Below are 18375 nucleotides of genomic sequence, written 5' to 3'. Positions count from 1 at the left end.
ACCGAGGAGCGCCCATGCACATCGTCGCGATCGGCGGCAGCGATGCCGGAATCTCGGCCGCGCTGCGGGCGAGAGAACTGGATGCCGGCGCCGAGGTCACCGTCGTGGTGGCCGACAGCTACCCGAACTACTCGATCTGCGGCATCCCGTACTACTTCTCGGGCGACGTGTCGCCGTGGCAGAGCCTCGCGCACCGGACGCACGCCGACCTGGAAGCCACCGGGATGGCGCTTCGGCTGGACACCCTCGCCACACGCATCGATGCAGCCTCCCGCCGCCTCACCGTGCGTGACGCGGCGGGTGCCGAGTCCGAGATCGCGTACGACGAACTGATCGTCGGCACCGGGGCGCTCCCCTCGCACGCGGGCATCGCAGGACTCGATCGCCTCGGCCCCACAGACGGCGTGCACGTCATCCACTCGATGGGCGACACGTTCGCGCTCGAACGCGACCTGCAGGAGCGTCAGCCGCGCACGGCGATCATCATCGGCGCCGGGTACGTCGGCCTCGAGATGGCGGAGGGCTTCACGGCGCGCGGAATTGCGGTGACCCAGCTGCAGCGCGGCCCCGAGGTGCTCTCAACCCTCGACCCCGAACTGGCGTCGATCGTGCACGACGAGCTCGTGACCCACGGTGTGGCGGTCCACACCCGGACGATCGTGCGCAGCGTCGAGAGTGTCGGTGCCGGACTGCGGGTGCATGCCACCGTCGATGGCGAAGCCGTGAGCCACGACGCCGACGTCGTCCTGCTGGTCGTGGGAGTCAGGCCCAGCACCGCACTGCTCGAGCAGGCCGGCGCGCGGCTCGGCGCAGGGCGCGCCGTCGTTGTCGACGAGCACATGAGAACCGGAATTCCGCATGTGTTCGGCGCTGGCGACGGGGTCATCACGCATCACCGACTGCTCGGCGAGACCTACCTTCCGCTCGGCACGACTGCCCACAAGCAAGGGCGAATCGCGGGCGAGAACGCTCTCGGCGGCTCGGCCCGGTTCGCGGGGTCCGTCGGCACCCAGGTCGTGAAGGTGTTCGACGTCGTGGCCGCGCGCACGGGCCTTCGCGACCACGAGGCAGCCGCCGCGGGCTTCGATCCGGCGACGGTCGCATCCGTCGCCGACGACCACAAGCGCTACTACCCCGGCGCACAGCCGATCAGCATCCGGCTCACCGGCGACCGTGCGACGGGGCGACTGCTCGGCGCACAGCTCGTGGGGCGGCTGGGCACCGAGACCGCGAAGCGCGTCGACACCTACGCGACGGCGCTGTATGCCGGGCTCTCGCTCGCGCAGATCAGCGAACTCGACCTCGCGTACACGCCGCCGCTGGGCTCGCCCTGGGATGCCGTACAGGTCGCGGCGCAGGCCTGGGACCGCCAGCACGCCCAAACCACCATTGAGGAGTCCGCGTGACCACTGTCCTGTTCATCTGTCAGCACAACGCCGGACGCTCTCAGTTGGGGGCGCACCTCATGAACCACGTCGCGCCCGAGAACGTGGTGGCCACCAGCGCGGGACTCTCGCCCGCGGCGAGCATCAACCCTGCGATCGCCGCGACTCTCGCCGAGCTCGGCATCGACACCACCGCCGCCGTGCCCCGCGCCGTGACGGCCGAGGATCTTGCGGACGCTGACGTCGTCGTCACGATGAAGCCGGGCCTCAGTCTCCCCGGTCCCGTCGCCGGCGAACTCGTCGAGTGGCAGTTTCCCGACCCGGCGAACTGGGATGCCGACGGGGCGCGCGGACTGCGCGACGACGTGCTGCGGAGCGTACGCGAGCTCGCCGCACGTCTCTCACCCCACAGCTCTTCAGGGACGGATGCCGATACCGACGCCTCAGCAGGTCACCAGCGCGACCGAACCGCCCCGTAGAATCCGGCCGTGACCGCGAGCGCTCCTGACACCGACACCGCATCGCGCGGCTCGGCAGTCGAGGTGTTCTGGGCCTTCCTGCGCCTGGGTGTCACTTCGTTCGGCGGCCCCGTCGCCCACCTGGGCTACTTCCGCGACGACCTCGTCGCGCGGCGCCGGTGGATGAGCGACAAGGCCTACGCCGACCTGGTCGCCCTGTGCCAGTTCCTTCCCGGGCCCGCGTCGAGCCAGGTCGGCTTCGCGATGGGCCTGCACCGGGCGGGAACGCTCGGCGCCCTCGCCGCCTTCATCGCGTTCACGCTGCCCTCCGCGATCCTCATGGTCGCCTTCGCGTTCGGCGCGGCGCTGTTCGAGGGTGTGATCGGCGCTGGTCTGCTGACGGGCCTCAAGATCGTGGCGGTCGCTATCGTCGCGCAGGCTGTGTGGGGCATGGCGAAGAATCTGACGCCCGATGCGCGGCGGGCCTCGATCGCCGTCGTCGCGGCAGTCGTCGCACTCCTTCTCGCAGGATCGATCGGACAGGTCCTCGCGATCGTTCTCGGCGCGCTCGCCGGTCTCCTCCTGTGCCGATCCGTACCGACAGCGCTCGGTGACACCGGTCTTATGCGTTTCCCGGTATCGCGCACAGCGGGAATCACCACCCTGGTTGCGTTCGTCGTCATCCTGCTCGGGATGCCGATTCTCGCCGCGCTCACCGGCGGCGGCGCACTCACCCTGTTCGACACGTTCTACCGCGCCGGAGCTCTCGTCTTCGGCGGCGGCCACGTCGTCCTTCCGCTGCTGCAGGCGGGGGTTGTCGAGACGGGTTGGGTGAGCCCCGAACAGTTCCTCGCCGGCTACGGCGCAGTCCAAGCGATGCCCGGGCCGCTGTTCACCTTCTCGGCCTACCTCGGAACCCTCTCGAGCGTCGGCCCCGGGGGCGTTCTCGGCGCCACGATCGCACTGGTCGCAATCTTCCTCCCCGGGTTCCTGCTACTGATCGGTGTGCTGCCGTTCTGGAACGCGCTGCGCACCCGAACCTGGATGCAGTCACTCATGCGCGGCGCGAACGCGGCAGTGGTCGGCATCCTCGGCGCGGCCCTGTACGACCCGCTCTTCACGACCGGGATCGTCGGGCCCGGATCGTTCAGCCTGGCGCTGGTGTGCTTCGTGCTGCTGATCGCATGGAAGCTCCCACCCTGGGCAGTCGTCCTGGTCGGGGGCGCCGGCGGCATCGTGCTGGCCGCAGTCGGGATCTCGTGATCAGGTCGGGATCTCGACCAGTTCCGCTCCGGCGTACGCAACCTCGGCGAGCGCGGCTTCACTCGAGTGGGCAGCGACCCCGGCTACAAGGTTGGTGATGACCCGCACGCGCCTGCCGTGGGCAATGGCATCCAGGGCCGAGGCCCGCACGCAGTAGTCGGTGGCGATCCCCGCGACATCCACCTCGAGGATGCCGTGCGCGGTCAGCAGATCCGACACCTTGGCGCCGTCATCCGTCGTCCCCTCGAACAGCGAGTACGCCGGTTCTCCCTGCCCCTTCTTCACGTGGTGGGTGACGGATGCCGTGTCGAACGCTGGATCGTACTCGGCGCCCTCCGTGCCGCTGACGCAGTGGACCGGCCAGGTGTCGACGAAGTCTGGCTCAGGATGAAAATGCCCGCCATTGTCGTGATCGGGATGGTGCCAGTCGCGCGAGGCGACGATGATGTCGTACTCCTCGGCGTGTGTCACGAGGTACCGCGAGATCCGTTCGGCTACGGCGTCCCCGCCTTCGACACCAAGTGCCCCGCCTTCGGTGAAGTCGTTCTGGACATCGACGATGAACAGTGCCCTACCCATGCCTCGAGGCTACGCTCGTTCACCCGTCGTCGGAATCCCGGGCCTCACGCAGTGCGCGACGGCTGAGGGGCTGCGAGTCGCCCTCGAGCAGGGTCGCCTCCACCGGTTCAGCCGATCGCGGGTCGCGAACCGTGCCCACCACTTCGGGTCCGCGCCGCCAGAGCTTCGACGGCCACCAGATCGCCCGCCCGATGTCATACGCCAGTGCGGGCACGAGCAGCGAGCGTACGACGAAGGTGTCGAGCAACACACCGAACGCGACGATGAACGCCAGCTGGGCGAGGAACAGGATCGGGATGACTCCGAGCGCCGCGAAGGTGGCGGCCAGCACGAGACCCGCAGACGTGATGACCCCGCCCGTTGCGACAAGGCCTCGCAGGATGCCGCGCCGCGTCCCGTGCACGAGTGACTCCTCGCGCACGCGGGACATCAAGAAGATGTTGTAGTCGACGCCGAGGGCAACGAGGAACACGAATCCATAGAGCGGGACCGCCGGGTCTGCGCCCGGGAATCCGAGGACGTAGTCGAAGACGAGCGCGCTGACACCGAGAGCCGAGCCGAACGACACGACAACCGTGAGGATCAGCAGGACCGGCGCGAGCACGGCCCGCAGCAGCAGCATCAGGATCAGCAGGATGACAACCAGCACGATCGGGATGATGACAGTGCGATCACGGATCGAGGTGTCGTTGGAGTCGACATCCGTCGCTGTGACACCGCCGACCAGCGCGACACCGTCGCCGAGCTCGTCGGCGAACGCGTCGCGAAGGTCGCGCACGGTTTGCTCGGCCTCAGCCGAGTCTGCGGCATCCGTCAGCGTCGCGATCACGAGCACGTCGCCGTCCGAGACGGTGGGACTCGGGGCCGGAGTACCCGGCGGCCCGAAGGCCGTGAAGACCGGCTCCCCGTTCTCGACCGACACCGGGGCCTGTCCGCTGGGCGAGTCCTCGGAGGCGACGGAGACCGAGTCGATCCCGGCACTGTCGTCGAGGATCGTGACTGCGGCGGCAAGCTCGCTCTCGGGAACGATCACGTATACGGGGCTACCGGAGCCTGCCGGGAAGTGCTCGGCGAGAACATCCTGCCCGTCTCGAGCCTCGGAATATCCCAGGACGAGGTCGCTGGATGCCACGCCATCCGCTTTGAACTGGGTGACACCGAGCGCTGCCACCAGCAGCGCGATCGTCGTGATGATCCAGACCGGGCGCGAGCGGCGTGCGATGAGTCGCGCTTGACGTGGCCAGAATCCCTTGACCGGCTTGGTGAAGTCATCGGGAAGCTCCGCGAGGCCGTGCTTCGGGATGAACGGCCAGAACGCCGCGCGACCGAACAGAGCGAGCAGCGCGGGCAGAAAGGTGAGGGCAGAGAGCATTGCGAACGCGATACCGATCGAGGCGATGGGCCCGAGAGCCCGGTTGGTCGCAAGGTCGGACAGCAGCAGGATGAGCAGACCAGCTATGACCGTGCCGCCCGACGCGAGGATCGGCTCGAACGATCCCTTCCAGGCGCGCAGGGTCGCGTTCCATCGGGGCTCACCCTCGCCGATCGCCTCTCGGAACCTCGCGACATAGAGCAGCGCGTAGTCGGTTGCCGCACCGATCACGAGGATGAACAGGATGCCCTGAACCTGACCGTTGAGGACGAACACGCCAGCGTAGGCGAGCCACCATACGACCAAGAGCGCGACGGTCAGCGCGAAGGTCGAGGTCATGAGCACGAGGATCGGCAGCAGCGGCGATCGGTAGACGATCACCAGGATGACGAACACCGCCACCAGCGCGACGATCAGCAACAGCCCGTCAATCCCGAGGAAGCCCTTGACGAGGTCGGAGGTGAATCCGGCCGGCCCGGTGACCCACCCCTCGAGCGGAGCCTGCAGCTCGTCGGTGACGAGAGTGCGGATTTCTTCGACGATCTCGCGTACTTCACCCGACGAGTCGATCGGGATGAAGACCTGAACCGCTTCACCGTCATCCGAGACCACCGCTGGCGATACCCCATCAAGCACACCGTCGATGCCCGCGATCTCGTCGACAAGGGTCTGCACTTCGGCGAGCTGGTCATCGGTGAGCTCACCGTCGCCCGTGACGACGAGGACGGCAGGAATTGCTTCGTCACCCAAGAAATCCGGCAGTCGCTCGGCCACGCGCGTTGCGTCCGCGCTCTCCGGGAGGAAGCTCGACTGGTCGTTGCTGGCGACCTCGTCGACCTTTCCGAAGTAGGGTCCGCCGACCGAGCCGACGCCCACCCAGATCAGCACGAGAAGTGCGGGGATGCCGATTCGCAACCACCGCGACGGACGCAGACGCTCTTTCACTGGACCCATATCGCTAGTTTATCTAGCTAATGGGGTGCAGACGCAACCCCTATCGTTGACGGATGGTATCGGCATCCGTCGCGCTCCTGGTGGACTGACCCCGTTTTGTAGGTCCAGTCGTTGTGTGAGTCGTCCTGTCGCCCGAGGGTTCGGGCAGGGAGACTGGTCAGATCATGACGAACAGCAGGAAGCGTCACACCCCGGAGCAGGTCGTCCGCAAGCTCGGGCAGGCCGACAGGATGCTCGCCGACGGCGCGGACGTCGCCGCGGTGTGTCGGGAGCTCGGCGTGTCCGAGCAGACGTACTACCGGTGGCGGAACCAGTACGGCGGCCTGAAGGCCGACGACGCGAAGCGTCTCAAGGAGCTCGAGAAGCAGAACGCCACTCTGAAGCGGCTGCTGGCCGAAGCGGAGCTGGAGAAGGCCGCGCTGAAGGAGTTGGCTGAGGGAAACTTCTAGGCCCGGGCAGGCGCCGCGCCGCCGTCGCTCACCTGATCAGGACACTGCAGGTGAGCGAGCGGATGGCGTGCCGTCTGGCCGGGCTGAGCAGGTCCGCGTACCGTCGCCCGCTCAAGGGCGACACGACCGCCGACCCGGACAGGGCGTTGCGGGACTGGCTGCGCGCGTACGCGAAGAAGCATCCGCGGTGGGGATACCGCAGGGCCTACCACGACGCTCGCGGCGAGGGGTGGGCCGTGAACCACAAGAAGATCCAGCGGCTCTGGCGCGAGGAAGGCCTCCGTGTCCCCCAGCGGCGGCGGCGCAAACGCGTCGGATCCTCGACCGTCGACGCCCCGGCAGCGGTCGCACCGAATCTCGTGTGGGCGGTGGACTTCCAGTTCGATGCCGACGAGCAGGGCCGCCCGATCAAGATCTGCTCCATCGTCGACGAGCACACCCGTGAGTGCATCGGAGGGCTTGTCGAGCGGTCGATCACCGCGGACCGACTCACTGCCCACCTCGAGGACCTCGTCGCCGTCCGCGGCGCGCCCGCGGTGCTCAGATCAGACAACGGGCCGGAGTTCATCAGCGACGCGATGGCCGACTGGGCCGGCACCCGCACCGGCCTGTTCTACATTCCGCCCGGCTCGCCCTGGCACAACGGGTACGTCGAGTCGTTCAACAGCAGGCTCCGCGACGAGTGCCTGAACATCAACAGCTTCTACTCGCTGCTGCACGCCCAGGTCGTGATCGGCGACTGGAAGACCGAGTACAACCATGACCGCCGGCACTCATCGCTCGGATACCTCGCACCGGTCGACTACGCTCGGCAATGCACCCATCAACTGGAAACCGACGACTCGCACAGCGACCGGACCGAATGAAGGGGGCGGCCCACTGGGAGCGTTCATTTACGGTGCCGCCGACTTCTTCGGCGGGCTGGCGGCTAGGCGCCTGCGCTCGATCGTGGTGACGGCAACCGCCGCCCTGAGCGGGCTCGTGGTTCTGTTCGCGCTGGTACCCCTGCTCGGGGCGAGGTGGAACATCGAGGATGTCGCCTGGGGTGCCCTCTCCGGCGTCTTCGGCGTGATCGCCATCGTCTTGCTCTACGCGTGCCTCGCGATCGGCCCCATGAGCATCCTCTCTCCCGTGACCGCAGTCACCGGGGCTATCGCACCGATGATCTGGGGTCTCACGATCGGAGGTGAGAACCTCACAATCACGGGATACGCGGGGCTCGGCGTCGCCTTGGTCGCCGTTGTGCTCGTTGGGTTCATTCCCGGTCAAGGGGCAGTGAGGCCGTCCGGGCGCGGACTCGTGATGGCCGTGGGGTCAGGGCTCGCTATCGGGGCTTTCCTCATCGCTCTCGATCAGGCCGGCGACGACAGCGGTCTGGTGCCGATGATCGCCAACCGAGCGACGAACTCGCTCATCACGACGATCGTCGTCACGGTGATGATCATCTCGGCCGTGCGGCGCGGACAAGGCGCAGCATCCGCCCTGCGAGCGGGCGGGACCGAGCTCGGCGCCACACCCACCGGCCACGCCGATCTCGAGCACGCGCGCATGAACGTGATGACCCCGACGCGATCCGGTCCTGCAGGTTGGGGACTCGCCGTCGTGTGTGGCGTGCTCGATGTCATCGCGAACGTTCTGCTTCTGGCTGCCCTACGCCTCGGGGATCTCTCTATCGTGGCGGCACTTACTGCGCTCTACCCGGCCGGGACGATCCTGCTCGCCGCCGTCGTGCTTCGCGAGCGCGTCGCGGCCGTCCAATGGCTGGGTCTTGCCCTGGCCCTGAGCGCCGGCGTGCTGCTGGCGCTTGCCTGAGGCAGGCTCAGCCCTCGAGGAACAGCAGCACGACCGAGACGACAAGGCCGATGAGCGCAAGCGCCGCGAAGCCTGCGGTCAGGCGAGCAAGCGAACGCACGAAAGGCGACGTCCGAGAAACGCGAACGGTATCGTGCCGGCCGAGGCGCGCCCACAGCTCGACCTCTTCATCGTGCACGCTCGCGCCGGGTGGGAGCGGGGCTTCGCCCAGGATGCCGCCCTCATCGAACCACCGCACCACCGGGCCGACCGGCGTCGCCGTGACAACTGCACGCACCGGCACCCATGACCCATCGGCTACCCAGGCGATCAACGCCATGATCCCCAGCACGACAGCCGCGCCAAGCCCGATCCAGGTGTAGATCTCGAGAGCAATAGCAAGCGCGGGGGGCACTGAGGCTCCTCTTCTCGTTCAGAGCCACCTAAGGGAATCGTCCCCACCGCCACTCCAGCCGCCGCTACGCGGCGCCCGGAGCCTCCGGCGGCGTGGGCCCACCCAAGGGTTCGCTCCTCGGGCGATGAACGAGAACAGACCGCCCTGCGGACGGTCTCTTCTCGTTCAGAGCCACCTAAGGGAATCGAACCCTTGACCTATTCATTACGAGTGAATCGCTCTGCCGTCTGAGCTAAGGTGGCGTGATCGCTCGCGCGATGCACGATCAACGATCTTACCGTGTCCGCACCTGGCTCGTGACCACCGGTCGTTACTGGCAGACGAGGCCGTCAGGCGGCACGATGCCGTCGATGAAGTAGGCCTCGACGGCATCATCCACGCAGACATTGCCCTTGTTGTACCCGGTGTGCCCCTCGCCCACGCGCGTGATGAGCACGCCCGACTCGAGTTGATCGGCCAGAGCAACCGACCAGTCGTAGGGTGTGGCGGGGTCACCGGTCGTACCGATCACCACGATCGGCTCGGCTCCAGCCGCCGTGATCGGCTCCCGAACACCGGTCGGCGCATAGGGCCATACATCGCACAGGTTCACGCTCTCCCAGTACGGGGCGATGGTCGGAGCCTGCTGGGCGATAGCCGCCTGAGACGCAGCGTGCTCGGCATCCGTCTCGTCAGCCGGGTAGTCCATGCAGTTGTAGGTGAGGAACGCCTCGGTCGAGTTGTCAAGATACTGGCCGTCCTGCCGGTTGTAGTAGAAGTCGGCGAGCGAGAATGCGGTGCTCGCCTCGCCCTGCAGCGCGTCGGTGAGCGCCTGCGTCAGGTACGGCCAACTCTCTTGCGCATACAGTGCGGTGACGATCGCCGTTACGAGTGAGTCGGCACCCAGCATCCGGCCGTCGCTGTTGCGGATCGGGTCGCGGTCGACACTGGCCAGCAGGATTGCGAGGTCGCCCATGGCCTCATCGACCGAACCGTTGAACGGGCAGTCGCTTTGGCCAACGCACGAGGCCATATAGGCACGAAGCGCGTTCTCGAAGCCGATCGCCTGTTGCGTGGAGACATCCAGCCCGCTCAAGGAGGGATCGATCGCGCCGTCGAGCACGAGACGCCCGACACGATCCGGGTAGTGCTTCGCGTACGTGGCGCCGAGGAACGTCCCGTACGAGTAGCCGAGGTAATTGAGCTTCTCGTCGCCGAGAACGGCGCGCAGCAGATCCATGTCCTGCGCCGCGTTCTCGGTTGTGATGAACGGCAGGATGCCGTCGCTGTTCTGCTCGCACGCGGCAGCGAAAGTCTTCTGCTTCTCGACGACGAACGCGTCCCATTCCGCAGAGCGGCGCTGCCCGGGCGGGATGTCGAAGACGAACGAGTCCATGCCGGCGGCATCCAGACAGGTGACGGCGGTGGATTCACCGACTCCGCGAGGATCGAAACCGATGACGTCGTAGTTTTCCTGCAGAGCCTGTCCGACGGCATAATCCAGGGAGTCGCGCACGAGATCTACGCCGCTGGCTCCCGGCCCGCCGGGATTGGTCAGGAGCGACCCGAGCGGATCGCTGTCGGTTGCCGCGTGACGGATGACGGAGAGATCGATCGTCCCCGCCTCCGGATCGCTCCAGTCGAGGGGGGCCGTGACGGTGGTGCAGTCGAAGTCGCCACCGCAATCAGTCCAGTCGAGCGTCTGCTGATAGAAGGGCAGCAGGTCCGGGGCGACCCCGTCGGTGATCGGCATCGGGGAACGGTGCGGGGCGGAGCTCTGATCCGGCATCGGGATGAGGTAGCACCCGGCGAGCGCGACAGCTGCCGCCACCGTCGTGGCGCTCACGATCAGGATGCGTCGTGCGAGGCGTGCGGTCATGGTGTCCTTCCCGACGAGACGGTGATGAGCAGGCTCTCGAGCGCGAGGGTCGGCGCGACGTTCTGTTCGAGGTTCCGGCGCGTGCGGGCGATCTCGTCGAGCACGACGAGCGTCCGCTGCGGTGACCACGCCCCCGCGAGGCCGCGGAGGTCGGTGTCCATCTCCCGGTTGATCAGGATGCTCTCCCCTGCCGCCTCGATTCTGCCGAACTGGATCATCAGAACGTCCCGGTACAGGGACTGCAGATCCGTAAGAACACGATCGATCCCGTCACGCAGGCTCCTGGTCGCGCGGCGCTTCTGATCCTCTTCGAGAGCGTTGATCTGCGCTCGGACGGCGGGGGGAACAGCGGCGCCTTCTGCGATCCCGAGGGTGCGCTTCAGACTCTCGCGTTCCGCCTCGTCTCGCTCGACGGTGAGTGCTTTGGCGTCGTCGGTGGCTGCCTGGACGATGCGACCTGCGACATCGACGGCATCGCCGACGCTGCGAACACCGAGCGCGGCACGCAGCGTCAGATCGCGACGCGCGCGAGCCTCGGCATCCGTCGCGAGCCGCTGCGCCATCCCAATGTGCCGTTGCGCGTGCCGTGCGGACTGCTCGGCGGTGACCGGATCCGCTCCCGTGCGCTGCGCGATGAGCGCAGCCACATCGGCGACATCGGGCTCGCGCAGGCGCACCACCCGCACCCGGGAACGGATGGTGGGAAGAAGGTCCGCGTCGCTGGGTGCACACAGCACCCACACGGTGCGCTCAGGGGGCTCTTCGAGCGCCTTGAGCAGAACATTGGAGGTGCGCTCGGCCATGCGGTCGGCATCTTCGACGATGATCACCCGGTACCGGCCGAGCGAGGGGGCGAAGTACGCGCGCTCGACGAGCTGGCGGGCTTCGTCGATGCGGATGATCACCTGCTCGGTGCGCAGGACCGTCACATCGGGGTGCGTCCGCGCGATCACCTGACGCATCGTCGCCTCGTCGCCGGGGTCGGCAATGAGTGCTGCCGCGAACGCCGCAGCGAGCGTCGAGCGGCCTGAGCCCGGTGGCCCGGTGATGAGCCAGGCGTGGGCGAGCGCGTCGGGGTCGGATGCTGCGGCCTGGAACTGCGCGACAGCCTCGGGCTGACCCCACACGGCACCCCAGGGCACAACCTGTTCGGGGGGCGCTGCCTGCATGCAGACCAGCGTAGCCGCGGCATCCGACGATGTGCCGTGAGCCGCCACCACGGCACGCGTTACAGCGCGAGCAGAGCCGTCACTCTCGCACGGACTGCCTCGGCGATCTCATCTGCCGGCAGCGACGCATCCAGCACGAGGAAGCGCTCGGGCTCGGCGGCAGCCAGCGCGAGATACTCGGCGCGCACCCGGGCGTGGAACTCGTCGCGCTCCGCCTCGAGCCGGTCGAAGGGCTTGTCAGCAGCATCCAGCCTCGCCCGTGCTGTTGCGGGATCGAGGTCGAGCAGAACTGTCAGATCAGGCAGTAGGCCTTCGGTCGCCCACAGCGACAGGTCGCGGATCTCGTCGCGACCCAGCACGCGCCCCGCGCCCTGGTAGGCAACCGACGAGTCGAGGTAGCGGTCCTGGATGATGACCTCGCCCCGCTCCAGAGCTGGGCGCACGACGGTAGCGATGTGGTGAGCCCGGTCGGCGGCGTAGAGCAGCGCTTCGGCCCGCGGCGACACTTCGCCCCGGTGGTGCAGGACGATGTCACGGATGAGGACACCGACCTCGGTCCCGCCGGGTTCGCGCGTGCGCACCACGATGCGCCCCTCAGACTCGAGCCAGTCGCGCAGCAGGCTGGCCTGCGTCGTCTTGCCCGACCCGTCACCGCCCTCAAGGGTGATGAACAGTCCCGGTGCTGTCACTTCTTGGCCGTCGTCTTGCGGGTGGTCGTAGCGCGCTTGGTCGTGCGCTTGGGCGCCGGACCCTTCGCCCGCTTGTCGGCGAGCAACTGCACGGCGCGTTCGAACGTCACGTCGTCGACCTGTTCACCGCGCGGAATCGTCGCGTTGGTCTCACCGTCGGTGACGTACGGGCCGAACCTGCCATCGCGCAGACGGATGGGCTTGCCGCTGGTCGGGTCGGCGTCGAACTCCTTGAGCGCACTCGACGCGCGGCGGGCACCGTACTTCGGCTGGGCGTACATCTCGAGCGCTTGATCGAGCGTGATGTCGAAGATCTGTGCTTCGCTCTCGAGCGAGCGGGAGTCGGTTCCCTTCTTCAGGTAGGGACCGAACCGACCGTTTTGCGCCGTGATCTGCTCGCCCGAGGCGGGGTCCTCTCCCACGACGCGCGGCAGATCGAGCAGACGCAGCGCCGTCTCGAGGTCAATCGTGTCGACCGACATCGACCGGAACAGCGATGCCGTGCGGTTCTTGGGTGCAGCACTCTTCGCGGTGGACTTCTTGCCCTTCGCAGCGGGTGCCGGCTCGGCCGGTGCCGTCTCGAGAACTTCACCGGTCTCCGGGTCGACGACCGCCGCGGCCTCGGGCTCGGTCTCTTCGATGTAGGGGCCGAAGCGACCATCCTTGACGACGACGAGCTTGCCGTTGGCGGGGTTTTCACCGAGCACACGATTGCCCGCAACCGGCGCATCGATGAGCTCCTGCGCTTTCTCGGGTGTGAGCTCGTCGGGCGCGAGGTCGTCGGGAACGTTGACGCGGCGCGGGTCGGCATCCGGGTTCGCAGGGTCGATGACCTCGAGGTACGGTCCGTACTTGCCGACACGCAGGGTCACGGTGTCGCTGATCGGGCGCGCATTGAGTTCGCGCGCATCGATGTCGCCGAGGTTGTCGACGATATTGCGAAGCCCCACGTGGGCATCCGAGCCGTAGTAGAACTCCTTGAGCCACTCGATGCGCTTCTGCTCGCCCCGCGCGATGGCGTCGAGGTCGTCTTCGAGCGCAGCGGTGAAGTCGTAGTCGACGAGCTCGGAGAAGTGCTCTTCGAGTAGCCGCACGACGCTGAACGCGACCCAACTGGGGACGAGGGCCTGTCCGCGCTTGGTGACATACCCGCGATCGAGGATGACATCGATGATGCTCGCGAAGGTCGACGGGCGTCCGATGCCCTTCTCTTCGAGCGCCTTCACGAGGCTCGCCTCGGTGTAGCGGGGCTTGGGGCTCGTGGAGTGACCCTTGGGTTCGACATCCGTGAGACTCAGCACGTCGCCGACGGCAAGGGCCGGCAGCGACTGGTCGTCGGCACGGTCGGCGTCGGCCCGCTTTTCGTCGCGTCCCTCTTCGTAGGCCTCGAGGAAACCCTTGAAGGTGTAGACGGTGCCGGATGCCGTGAACTCGGCCTTCTTGCCGTCGGCCTCGAGCGCGAGAGTGACCGTGGTGGTCTCGTACTTGGCGTCCGACATCTGGCTGGCGATCGTGCGCTTCCAGATGAGGTCGTACATGCGCTCTTCGTCACGGTCGAGCTGGCCGGTGACCTCGCTGGGCCGCCGGAAAAACTCACCCGACGGACGGATTGCCTCGTGCGCCTCCTGCGCGTTCTTGGAGTTGTTCCGGTAGGCGCGGGGGTTCAGCGGCACGGCCTTGTCGCCGTAGAGCTCGATCGCCTGCGCGCGCGCGGCGGTGACCGCCTGCGTCGACAGGGCGGTCGAGTCGGTGCGCATATAGGTGATGTAGCCCTTCTCGTAGAGACGCTGCGCGACGCTCATCGCGTGCTTCGCGCTCATCGAGAGCTTGCGACCGGCCTCCTGCTGCAGCGTGGAGGTCGTGAAGGGCGGCTTCGGGCTGCGGGTACCAGGCTTTGCATCGAGCGCGGTGACGGATGCCTCGGCCGCGGTCTCGACGGCAGCGGCGAGCGCTCGCGCGGCTGCTTCGTCGAGGACGACGACCGCCTTCTTCAGCTGGCCCTTGTCATCGAAGTCGGTTCCGCGAGCAAGGGACGCCCCGTCGATGCGCGCAAGGCGCGTCGTGAACGAGGAGCCGCTCTTGCCGGCGAGAGCCTCGACATCCCAGTAGTCGGCGGCGACGAACGCCATGCGCTCGCGCTCGCGGTCGACGACCATGCGGGTGGCAGCGGACTGCACACGGCCGGCAGAGAGCGCGGCCCCTTCGCGGCCAGACCCGACCTTGCGCCACAGCACCGGCGAGACATCCCACCCGTACAGGCGGTCGAGCACACGCCGCGTCTCCTGCGCGTCGACCAGGGCGAGATCGAGGTCCCGGGTCTTGTCGACGGCGGCGCGGATCGCGTCCTTCGTGATCTCGTGGAAGACCATGCGCTTGACGGGAACCTTCGGCTTGAGCACCTCGAGCAGGTGCCACGCGATGGCTTCGCCCTCGCGGTCCTCATCTGTTGCGAGCAGCACCTCGTCGGCATCCTTGAGGGCCCGTTTGAGCTCGGCGACGGTCTTGGTCTTGCGATCGCTGATGACGTAATAGGGGTCGAAGTCGTTGTCGACGTCGATCGAATACTTCCCGTAGGCCTGCTTCTTCTCGGCAGGAATGTCCTTCTTGCTCGCGAGGTCGCGGATGTGTCCCACCGAGCTGAGCACCTCGTACCCGTCACCCAGGTATCCCTGGATCGACTTCATCTTCGTCGGGGACTCGACGATGACAAGCTTCTTGCCTGTGGCCAACGAAAGCTTCCTTTCTTCGATGCACACCATACACACACGGCGACACAGCGAAGGCTGAGAGCGCTACGGCGGCGGGCCCGCCCGAGCTGTTGCGGTGACCTCGAACGCGCCGAAAGGGACCGAGACCGACACGGTCGCGATGAGTTCGGCGAGGTCACACGCGTACGCCCGCGCCCCCATCGCCGAGGCGACCTCGGCTGCACGGTCGCAGGGTACGCCGAGGACCGCGCCGGATGCCGCATCCGCCGCCGCGAGCGCGGCCGCATCAGCAGCACCGGCCACGCGTTGGGCGACGACGGATGCCGCGCCCATTCCCGCAGCGGCCACGATCACCGCAGCGCCGATCGCCGCGATGCCCGCCGAGGCAACGGTGCCCGCCATCACCAGCCATCCGCGAGGGCACAGCCGCGCGCGCTGACGGGAATCCCGGAAACCGTGCGTGCCGCGGTCACGCACACCAGGTCTCCCTCGTCGCTGATCTCGACCGTCGCGCCGGGGACGGCATCCTGCACGAGCGCACTCACGCGCGCGCCGCTCTCGCCGCGGGAGGCGAGTCTGGCAGCGTCGGCGACGGCATCCTGCAGCAGGATCTGTCGCCCGGCCGCCCCGAGCATTCCGACGGCAAGAAGCACGACAACCGCGACAGCCGTCATCGCGATCGCGAACTCGGCGGCGACCGACCCGCGATCACCGCCGAGCCCGTCGCGGATCATTCGACGCTGAGCGCGCGGCGCACCAGGTCGGTGAGGATGCCGCGCACCTCGTCCGAGCGCATGATCACGACCAGCAGGCCGGCGAAGGCGACCGCCGCCATCGTGGCAATCGCGTACTCCGCAGTGGCAGCGCCGGTCTCGTCCAGAAACAGCTCGCGCGCAGTACGCGAGGTCAAACGGGGCAGCGGGGACATGGGTTCTCCAATCGGTTGAGGCGGTGGGCACGGGGGTGGGCACGGTCAGGGAAGCGGAAGAGAAACGGAGGGCAGGATGCTGAGGAACATCGGTGCGACGCCCAGGCACAGGAAGGCAGGGAGCGTGCAGATGCCGAGCGGCAGGAGCAGCTTCGTCGACAGGCGAGCTGCCCGCAGGCGCCCGTCGACCCGCGCACGGTGACGGTCCAGCGCAGCAGCCGAGCGCAGCAACTCGACGGCCGGTACTCCCGCCGCCTCGGAAAGGAGGAGTGTGTCCCGGACCGCCACGGAATCGTCGGCATCCTCGCCACGCGCTGCGTCAACGAGCGTTCTGGCCCGCGACACCGACACGCCGCCACTGAGCGCTATCGCGGTGAGGTCGGCATCCATTCCCGGCATCGCGGCATCTCGGTGAGCGGCGAGCGCCAGCCGCGATGTCCAGCGTCGTCCCGCGATGAGCAGGCCGATGCCGACCGCGGCGCATGCCCATCCTGCCGGCTCACGCAGCAGGGTTCCGAGGGGATCGAATCCGAGGGCGAATGCGAGACCGATACCGACAGCCGGAAGCCAGCCCAGCAGTCGCGCCGTAGACGTCGGCTCGGCGAGGGCGACCCGGATCTCATCGGCTGACTCCGCGGTATCCCGCAGCACATCAGCGAAGGAACGGAGCGCGGGCGCCAACGGCGCCCCAACCGTCGTCGCGATGGACCACGCAGCAGCCACCTCTCGCCACATCCGTCGCTCGCGTTCCTGGACCGACTCCCCCACTGCATCGGCTCGCGTGAGGCGGAATCTGCGGCGTCGCTCTGGCGCGGGCTCGGCAGCCAAACTAGCGATCGCGCTGTCGAGCCGGGTACCACCGGCAGCCGCATGGACGACGCGCGACGCCCGCTCGTCCCCTTGCCGGGCCAGATGATCCCACGCACGGGCCGGAGTGACCCCAGCCTCGAGGAGCACCGCGATGCGGAGCACTGTCTCGGCTACCCGGGTCGTCATAACTCCTCCTCTATATGGAGACGACCGTCCGGACCGAGCGTGGGGTGACCGAGCGCGCCAATGCGGCGTCTGCCGTCGCGATCACGGCTGACGTGGATGACGACCCCGATCGCACTGGTGACCTGCCGTGCGAGCGCGTGGTCGGTGAGGCCTGCGAGGGCTCCGAGGGCCTCGAGCCTCGCGGGCACATCGGCGAGGCTGTTGGCGTGCACCGTGCCGGCACCACCATCGTGACCGGTATTGAGCGCCGACAGCAGCTCGCGGATCTCCTCGCCGCGGCACTCCCCTACGACGAGTCGGTCCGGTCTCATCCGGAGCGCTTCGCGCACGAGGCGAGCGAGGCTGATCCCGCCGGCCCCCTCAAGGTTCGGTTGTCGGGCTTCGAGGCGTACGTGGTGAGGATGCTCGAGACGCAACTCGGCGACATCCTCGATCGTCAGGATGCGTTCATCGCGCCCCGCCTCGGACAGAAGAGCTGACAGCAGTGTCGTCTTTCCCGCCCCGGCAGCTCCCGTGACCAGCACGTTCTCTCGGGCGCCCACGATCTCTCGCAGCCGGTCGCCGACGTCGGCATCGAACATGCCGCGCCGACCGAGCTCAGCCAGCGTGATCGATTCCAGGCGTGGAACGCGAATCGACACGAGCGTCCCGCTGACCGAGACCGGAGGAAGGACGGCGTGCACCCGCACCCCTCCGTCCAACCTGACGTCAACGCAGGGGTGCGATTCATCGATGTGCCGACCACCCGCCGCGATCAGAGAGACCGCCAGATCGCGTGCGTCGGTCTCGGCGAGTTCGATACCTGCCGCGCGACGCGGCCCCTGACCTCGGTCGACGAACACCGCCGCACCGTTCACGAAGACATCAGTGGTCTCGGGGTCCTCCAGGTGGGAACGCAGCAGGTTCAGCGACGGATGCCGCAGCCACTCGGCTCCGCGAAGAGACCCGCCCGTCCGCGCTCCTGGCGCGCCTCCTCCTGCGCGCCCGGTGACAGACGGCGGAAGCGGAACGAAGAGGTCAGGCATGCCTCGACGGTAGGCATCCGGTTCCTGGCACCCGGCACGCCAGCGCGAGAGCGCGAGCAAACGCGTAGACGAGGCGAGCTGGGGAGGAACACTGCCGGCGCGGCAAGAATGCCCCGACACAAAAGAGGGCGGCATCCCATCGGGGGAGAGGGATGCCGCCGTGCGGCACCGTTATCGGGGGTGGTCGGTGCCGCGATGCCAGAATCAGATGTTCGGCCGCGCACAAGCATACGCAACGAAAGGGACCGTCACAATCCGTCGACGTGCCTCAGCTTCTTTGAGCGTGTGGGGGTGGCCGGTGCCTCACATAGTTTGAGCGCGAAGCTTGCCTGTGTG

The 18375-nt window shown here is 67.7% G+C and carries 17 protein-coding genes and 1 tRNA gene; 5 read left to right on the top strand and 13 right to left on the bottom strand.

All coding sequences use genetic code 11. The features are described from left to right. Positions 1-14 precede the first annotated feature (14 nt). Genes ACQVDU_RS15315 through chrA form a run of 3 tightly spaced genes read left to right on the top strand, consistent with a single transcriptional unit; the run spans position 15 to position 3106 of the window. Positions 15-1406, top strand: a complete 1392-nt coding sequence (locus tag ACQVDU_RS15315) for an FAD-dependent oxidoreductase (protein ID WP_443477593.1) — start codon at positions 15-17, stop codon at positions 1404-1406. Further along, complete coding sequence (locus ACQVDU_RS15310) at positions 1403-1864, top strand: arsenate-mycothiol transferase ArsC (protein ID WP_300595158.1); 462 nt, start codon at positions 1403-1405, stop codon at positions 1862-1864. The genes ACQVDU_RS15315 and ACQVDU_RS15310 overlap by 4 nt, the downstream gene beginning before the upstream one ends. A gap of 9 nt (positions 1865-1873) precedes the next feature. Then, positions 1874-3106 (top strand): chromate efflux transporter, encoded by a 1233-nt coding sequence (gene chrA / locus ACQVDU_RS15305; RefSeq protein WP_443477592.1) that lies wholly within the window; start codon positions 1874-1876, stop codon positions 3104-3106. Here chrA and ACQVDU_RS15300 read toward each other — a convergent pair whose 3' ends face one another. After that, positions 3107-3685 carry an isochorismatase family protein gene (locus ACQVDU_RS15300; RefSeq protein ID WP_443477591.1) on the bottom strand — a complete coding sequence of 193 codons (579 nt, stop codon included), beginning with the start codon at positions 3683-3685 and terminating at the stop codon, positions 3107-3109. Between the two features lie 19 nt (positions 3686-3704). Continuing rightward, a complete protein-coding gene (locus tag ACQVDU_RS15295; protein WP_443477590.1) occupies positions 3705-6011 on the bottom strand; it encodes an MMPL family transporter in 2307 nt (768 codons plus the stop codon). Between the two features lie 164 nt (positions 6012-6175). Between ACQVDU_RS15295 and ACQVDU_RS15290 the strand changes: the two genes are divergently transcribed. Continuing rightward, positions 6176-7326, top strand: a protein-coding gene (locus ACQVDU_RS15290; RefSeq protein WP_292897044.1) for an IS3 family transposase whose coding sequence is annotated in 2 segments (ribosomal slippage) — positions 6176-6446 and positions 6446-7326 — 1152 coding nt in all. Because the reading frame shifts where the segments join, the coding sequence is not laid out codon by codon here. Next, positions 7283-8272, top strand: a complete 990-nt coding sequence (locus ACQVDU_RS15285; RefSeq protein ID WP_443477604.1) for an EamA family transporter — start codon at positions 7283-7285, stop codon at positions 8270-8272. Before ACQVDU_RS15290 ends, ACQVDU_RS15285 begins: the two co-directional genes overlap by 44 nt. A 7-nt stretch (positions 8273-8279) precedes the next feature. Here the strand turns inward: ACQVDU_RS15285 and ACQVDU_RS15280 are convergent, their stop codons facing one another. The 11 genes from ACQVDU_RS15280 to ACQVDU_RS15230 all read right to left on the bottom strand — a co-directional run bounded on the left by ACQVDU_RS15280 (position 8280) and on the right by ACQVDU_RS15230 (position 18039). Beyond that, positions 8280-8666, bottom strand: a complete 387-nt coding sequence (locus ACQVDU_RS15280; protein ID WP_292710250.1) for a hypothetical protein — start codon at positions 8664-8666, stop codon at positions 8280-8282. 169 nt (positions 8667-8835) lie between these two features. Continuing rightward, positions 8836-8908 (bottom strand) — tRNA-Thr (locus tag ACQVDU_RS15275). Between the two features lie 68 nt (positions 8909-8976). Further along, on the bottom strand, positions 8977-10524 hold the full coding sequence (locus tag ACQVDU_RS15270; protein WP_443477589.1) for an alpha/beta hydrolase: 1548 nt from the start codon (positions 10522-10524) through the stop codon (positions 8977-8979). Then, the gene (locus ACQVDU_RS15265; RefSeq protein ID WP_331791729.1) at positions 10521-11693 is read right to left on the bottom strand and encodes a DNA polymerase III subunit delta'; all 1173 of its coding nucleotides are present in this window, start codon (positions 11691-11693) and stop codon (positions 10521-10523) included. The genes ACQVDU_RS15270 and ACQVDU_RS15265 overlap by 4 nt, the downstream gene beginning before the upstream one ends. 59 nt (positions 11694-11752) lie before the next feature. Further along, positions 11753-12382, bottom strand: coding sequence for a dTMP kinase (tmk, locus tag ACQVDU_RS15260; RefSeq protein WP_443477588.1), 630 nt, complete (start codon positions 12380-12382; stop codon positions 11753-11755). Next, positions 12379-15111, bottom strand: a complete 2733-nt coding sequence (gene topA / locus ACQVDU_RS15255) for a type I DNA topoisomerase (RefSeq protein WP_300592745.1) — start codon at positions 15109-15111, stop codon at positions 12379-12381. Before topA ends, tmk begins: the two co-directional genes overlap by 4 nt. Before the next feature lie 63 nt (positions 15112-15174). Continuing rightward, the gene (locus ACQVDU_RS15250; RefSeq protein ID WP_443477587.1) at positions 15175-15492 is read right to left on the bottom strand and encodes a helicase; all 318 of its coding nucleotides are present in this window, start codon (positions 15490-15492) and stop codon (positions 15175-15177) included. Continuing rightward, a complete protein-coding gene (locus ACQVDU_RS15245; RefSeq protein ID WP_292710232.1) occupies positions 15492-15824 on the bottom strand; it encodes a TadE family type IV pilus minor pilin in 333 nt (110 codons plus the stop codon). The genes ACQVDU_RS15250 and ACQVDU_RS15245 overlap by 1 nt, the downstream gene beginning before the upstream one ends. Continuing rightward, positions 15821-16018, bottom strand: a complete 198-nt coding sequence (locus tag ACQVDU_RS15240; protein WP_292710230.1) for a DUF4244 domain-containing protein — start codon at positions 16016-16018, stop codon at positions 15821-15823. Before ACQVDU_RS15240 ends, ACQVDU_RS15245 begins: the two co-directional genes overlap by 4 nt. A gap of 45 nt (positions 16019-16063) precedes the next feature. Further along, positions 16064-17014 carry a type II secretion system F family protein gene (locus ACQVDU_RS15235; protein WP_443477586.1) on the bottom strand — a complete coding sequence of 317 codons (951 nt, stop codon included), beginning with the start codon at positions 17012-17014 and terminating at the stop codon, positions 16064-16066. Beyond that, a complete protein-coding gene (locus ACQVDU_RS15230; RefSeq protein ID WP_443477585.1) occupies positions 17011-18039 on the bottom strand; it encodes a TadA family conjugal transfer-associated ATPase in 1029 nt (342 codons plus the stop codon). Before ACQVDU_RS15230 ends, ACQVDU_RS15235 begins: the two co-directional genes overlap by 4 nt. Positions 18040-18375: the final 336 nt, after the last annotated feature.

Source organism: Microbacterium sp. F2 (genome assembly GCF_052274505.1).
In the GTDB taxonomy this organism is placed as follows: domain Bacteria; phylum Actinomycetota; class Actinomycetes; order Actinomycetales; family Microbacteriaceae; genus Microbacterium.
This window is presented reverse-complemented; position numbering and strand designations above follow the sequence as displayed.

What these genes read in the sequence shown, in the direction of transcription:
- ACQVDU_RS15315 (WP_443477593.1), top strand. Translation starts at nt 15, where the DNA reads ATGCACATCGTCGCGATCGGCGGCAGCGATGCCGGAATCTCGGCCGCG.
- ACQVDU_RS15300 (WP_443477591.1), bottom strand. Translation starts at nt 3,685, where the DNA reads ATGGGTAGGGCACTGTTCATCGTCGATGTCCAGAACGACTTCACCGAA.
- ACQVDU_RS15270 (WP_443477589.1), bottom strand. Translation starts at nt 10,524, where the DNA reads ATGACCGCACGCCTCGCACGACGCATCCTGATCGTGAGCGCCACGACG.
- ACQVDU_RS15240 (WP_292710230.1), bottom strand. Translation starts at nt 16,018, where the DNA reads ATGTCCCCGCTGCCCCGTTTGACCTCGCGTACTGCGCGCGAGCTGTTT.
- ACQVDU_RS15295 (WP_443477590.1), bottom strand. Translation starts at nt 6,011, where the DNA reads ATGGGTCCAGTGAAAGAGCGTCTGCGTCCGTCGCGGTGGTTGCGAATC.
- ACQVDU_RS15235 (WP_443477586.1), bottom strand. Translation starts at nt 17,014, where the DNA reads ATGACGACCCGGGTAGCCGAGACAGTGCTCCGCATCGCGGTGCTCCTC.
- ACQVDU_RS15250 (WP_443477587.1), bottom strand. Translation starts at nt 15,492, where the DNA reads ATGGCGGGCACCGTTGCCTCGGCGGGCATCGCGGCGATCGGCGCTGCG.
- ACQVDU_RS15245 (WP_292710232.1), bottom strand. Translation starts at nt 15,824, where the DNA reads ATGATCCGCGACGGGCTCGGCGGTGATCGCGGGTCGGTCGCCGCCGAG.
- ACQVDU_RS15265 (WP_331791729.1), bottom strand. Translation starts at nt 11,693, where the DNA reads ATGCAGGCAGCGCCCCCCGAACAGGTTGTGCCCTGGGGTGCCGTGTGG.
- ACQVDU_RS15230 (WP_443477585.1), bottom strand. Translation starts at nt 18,039, where the DNA reads ATGCCTGACCTCTTCGTTCCGCTTCCGCCGTCTGTCACCGGGCGCGCA.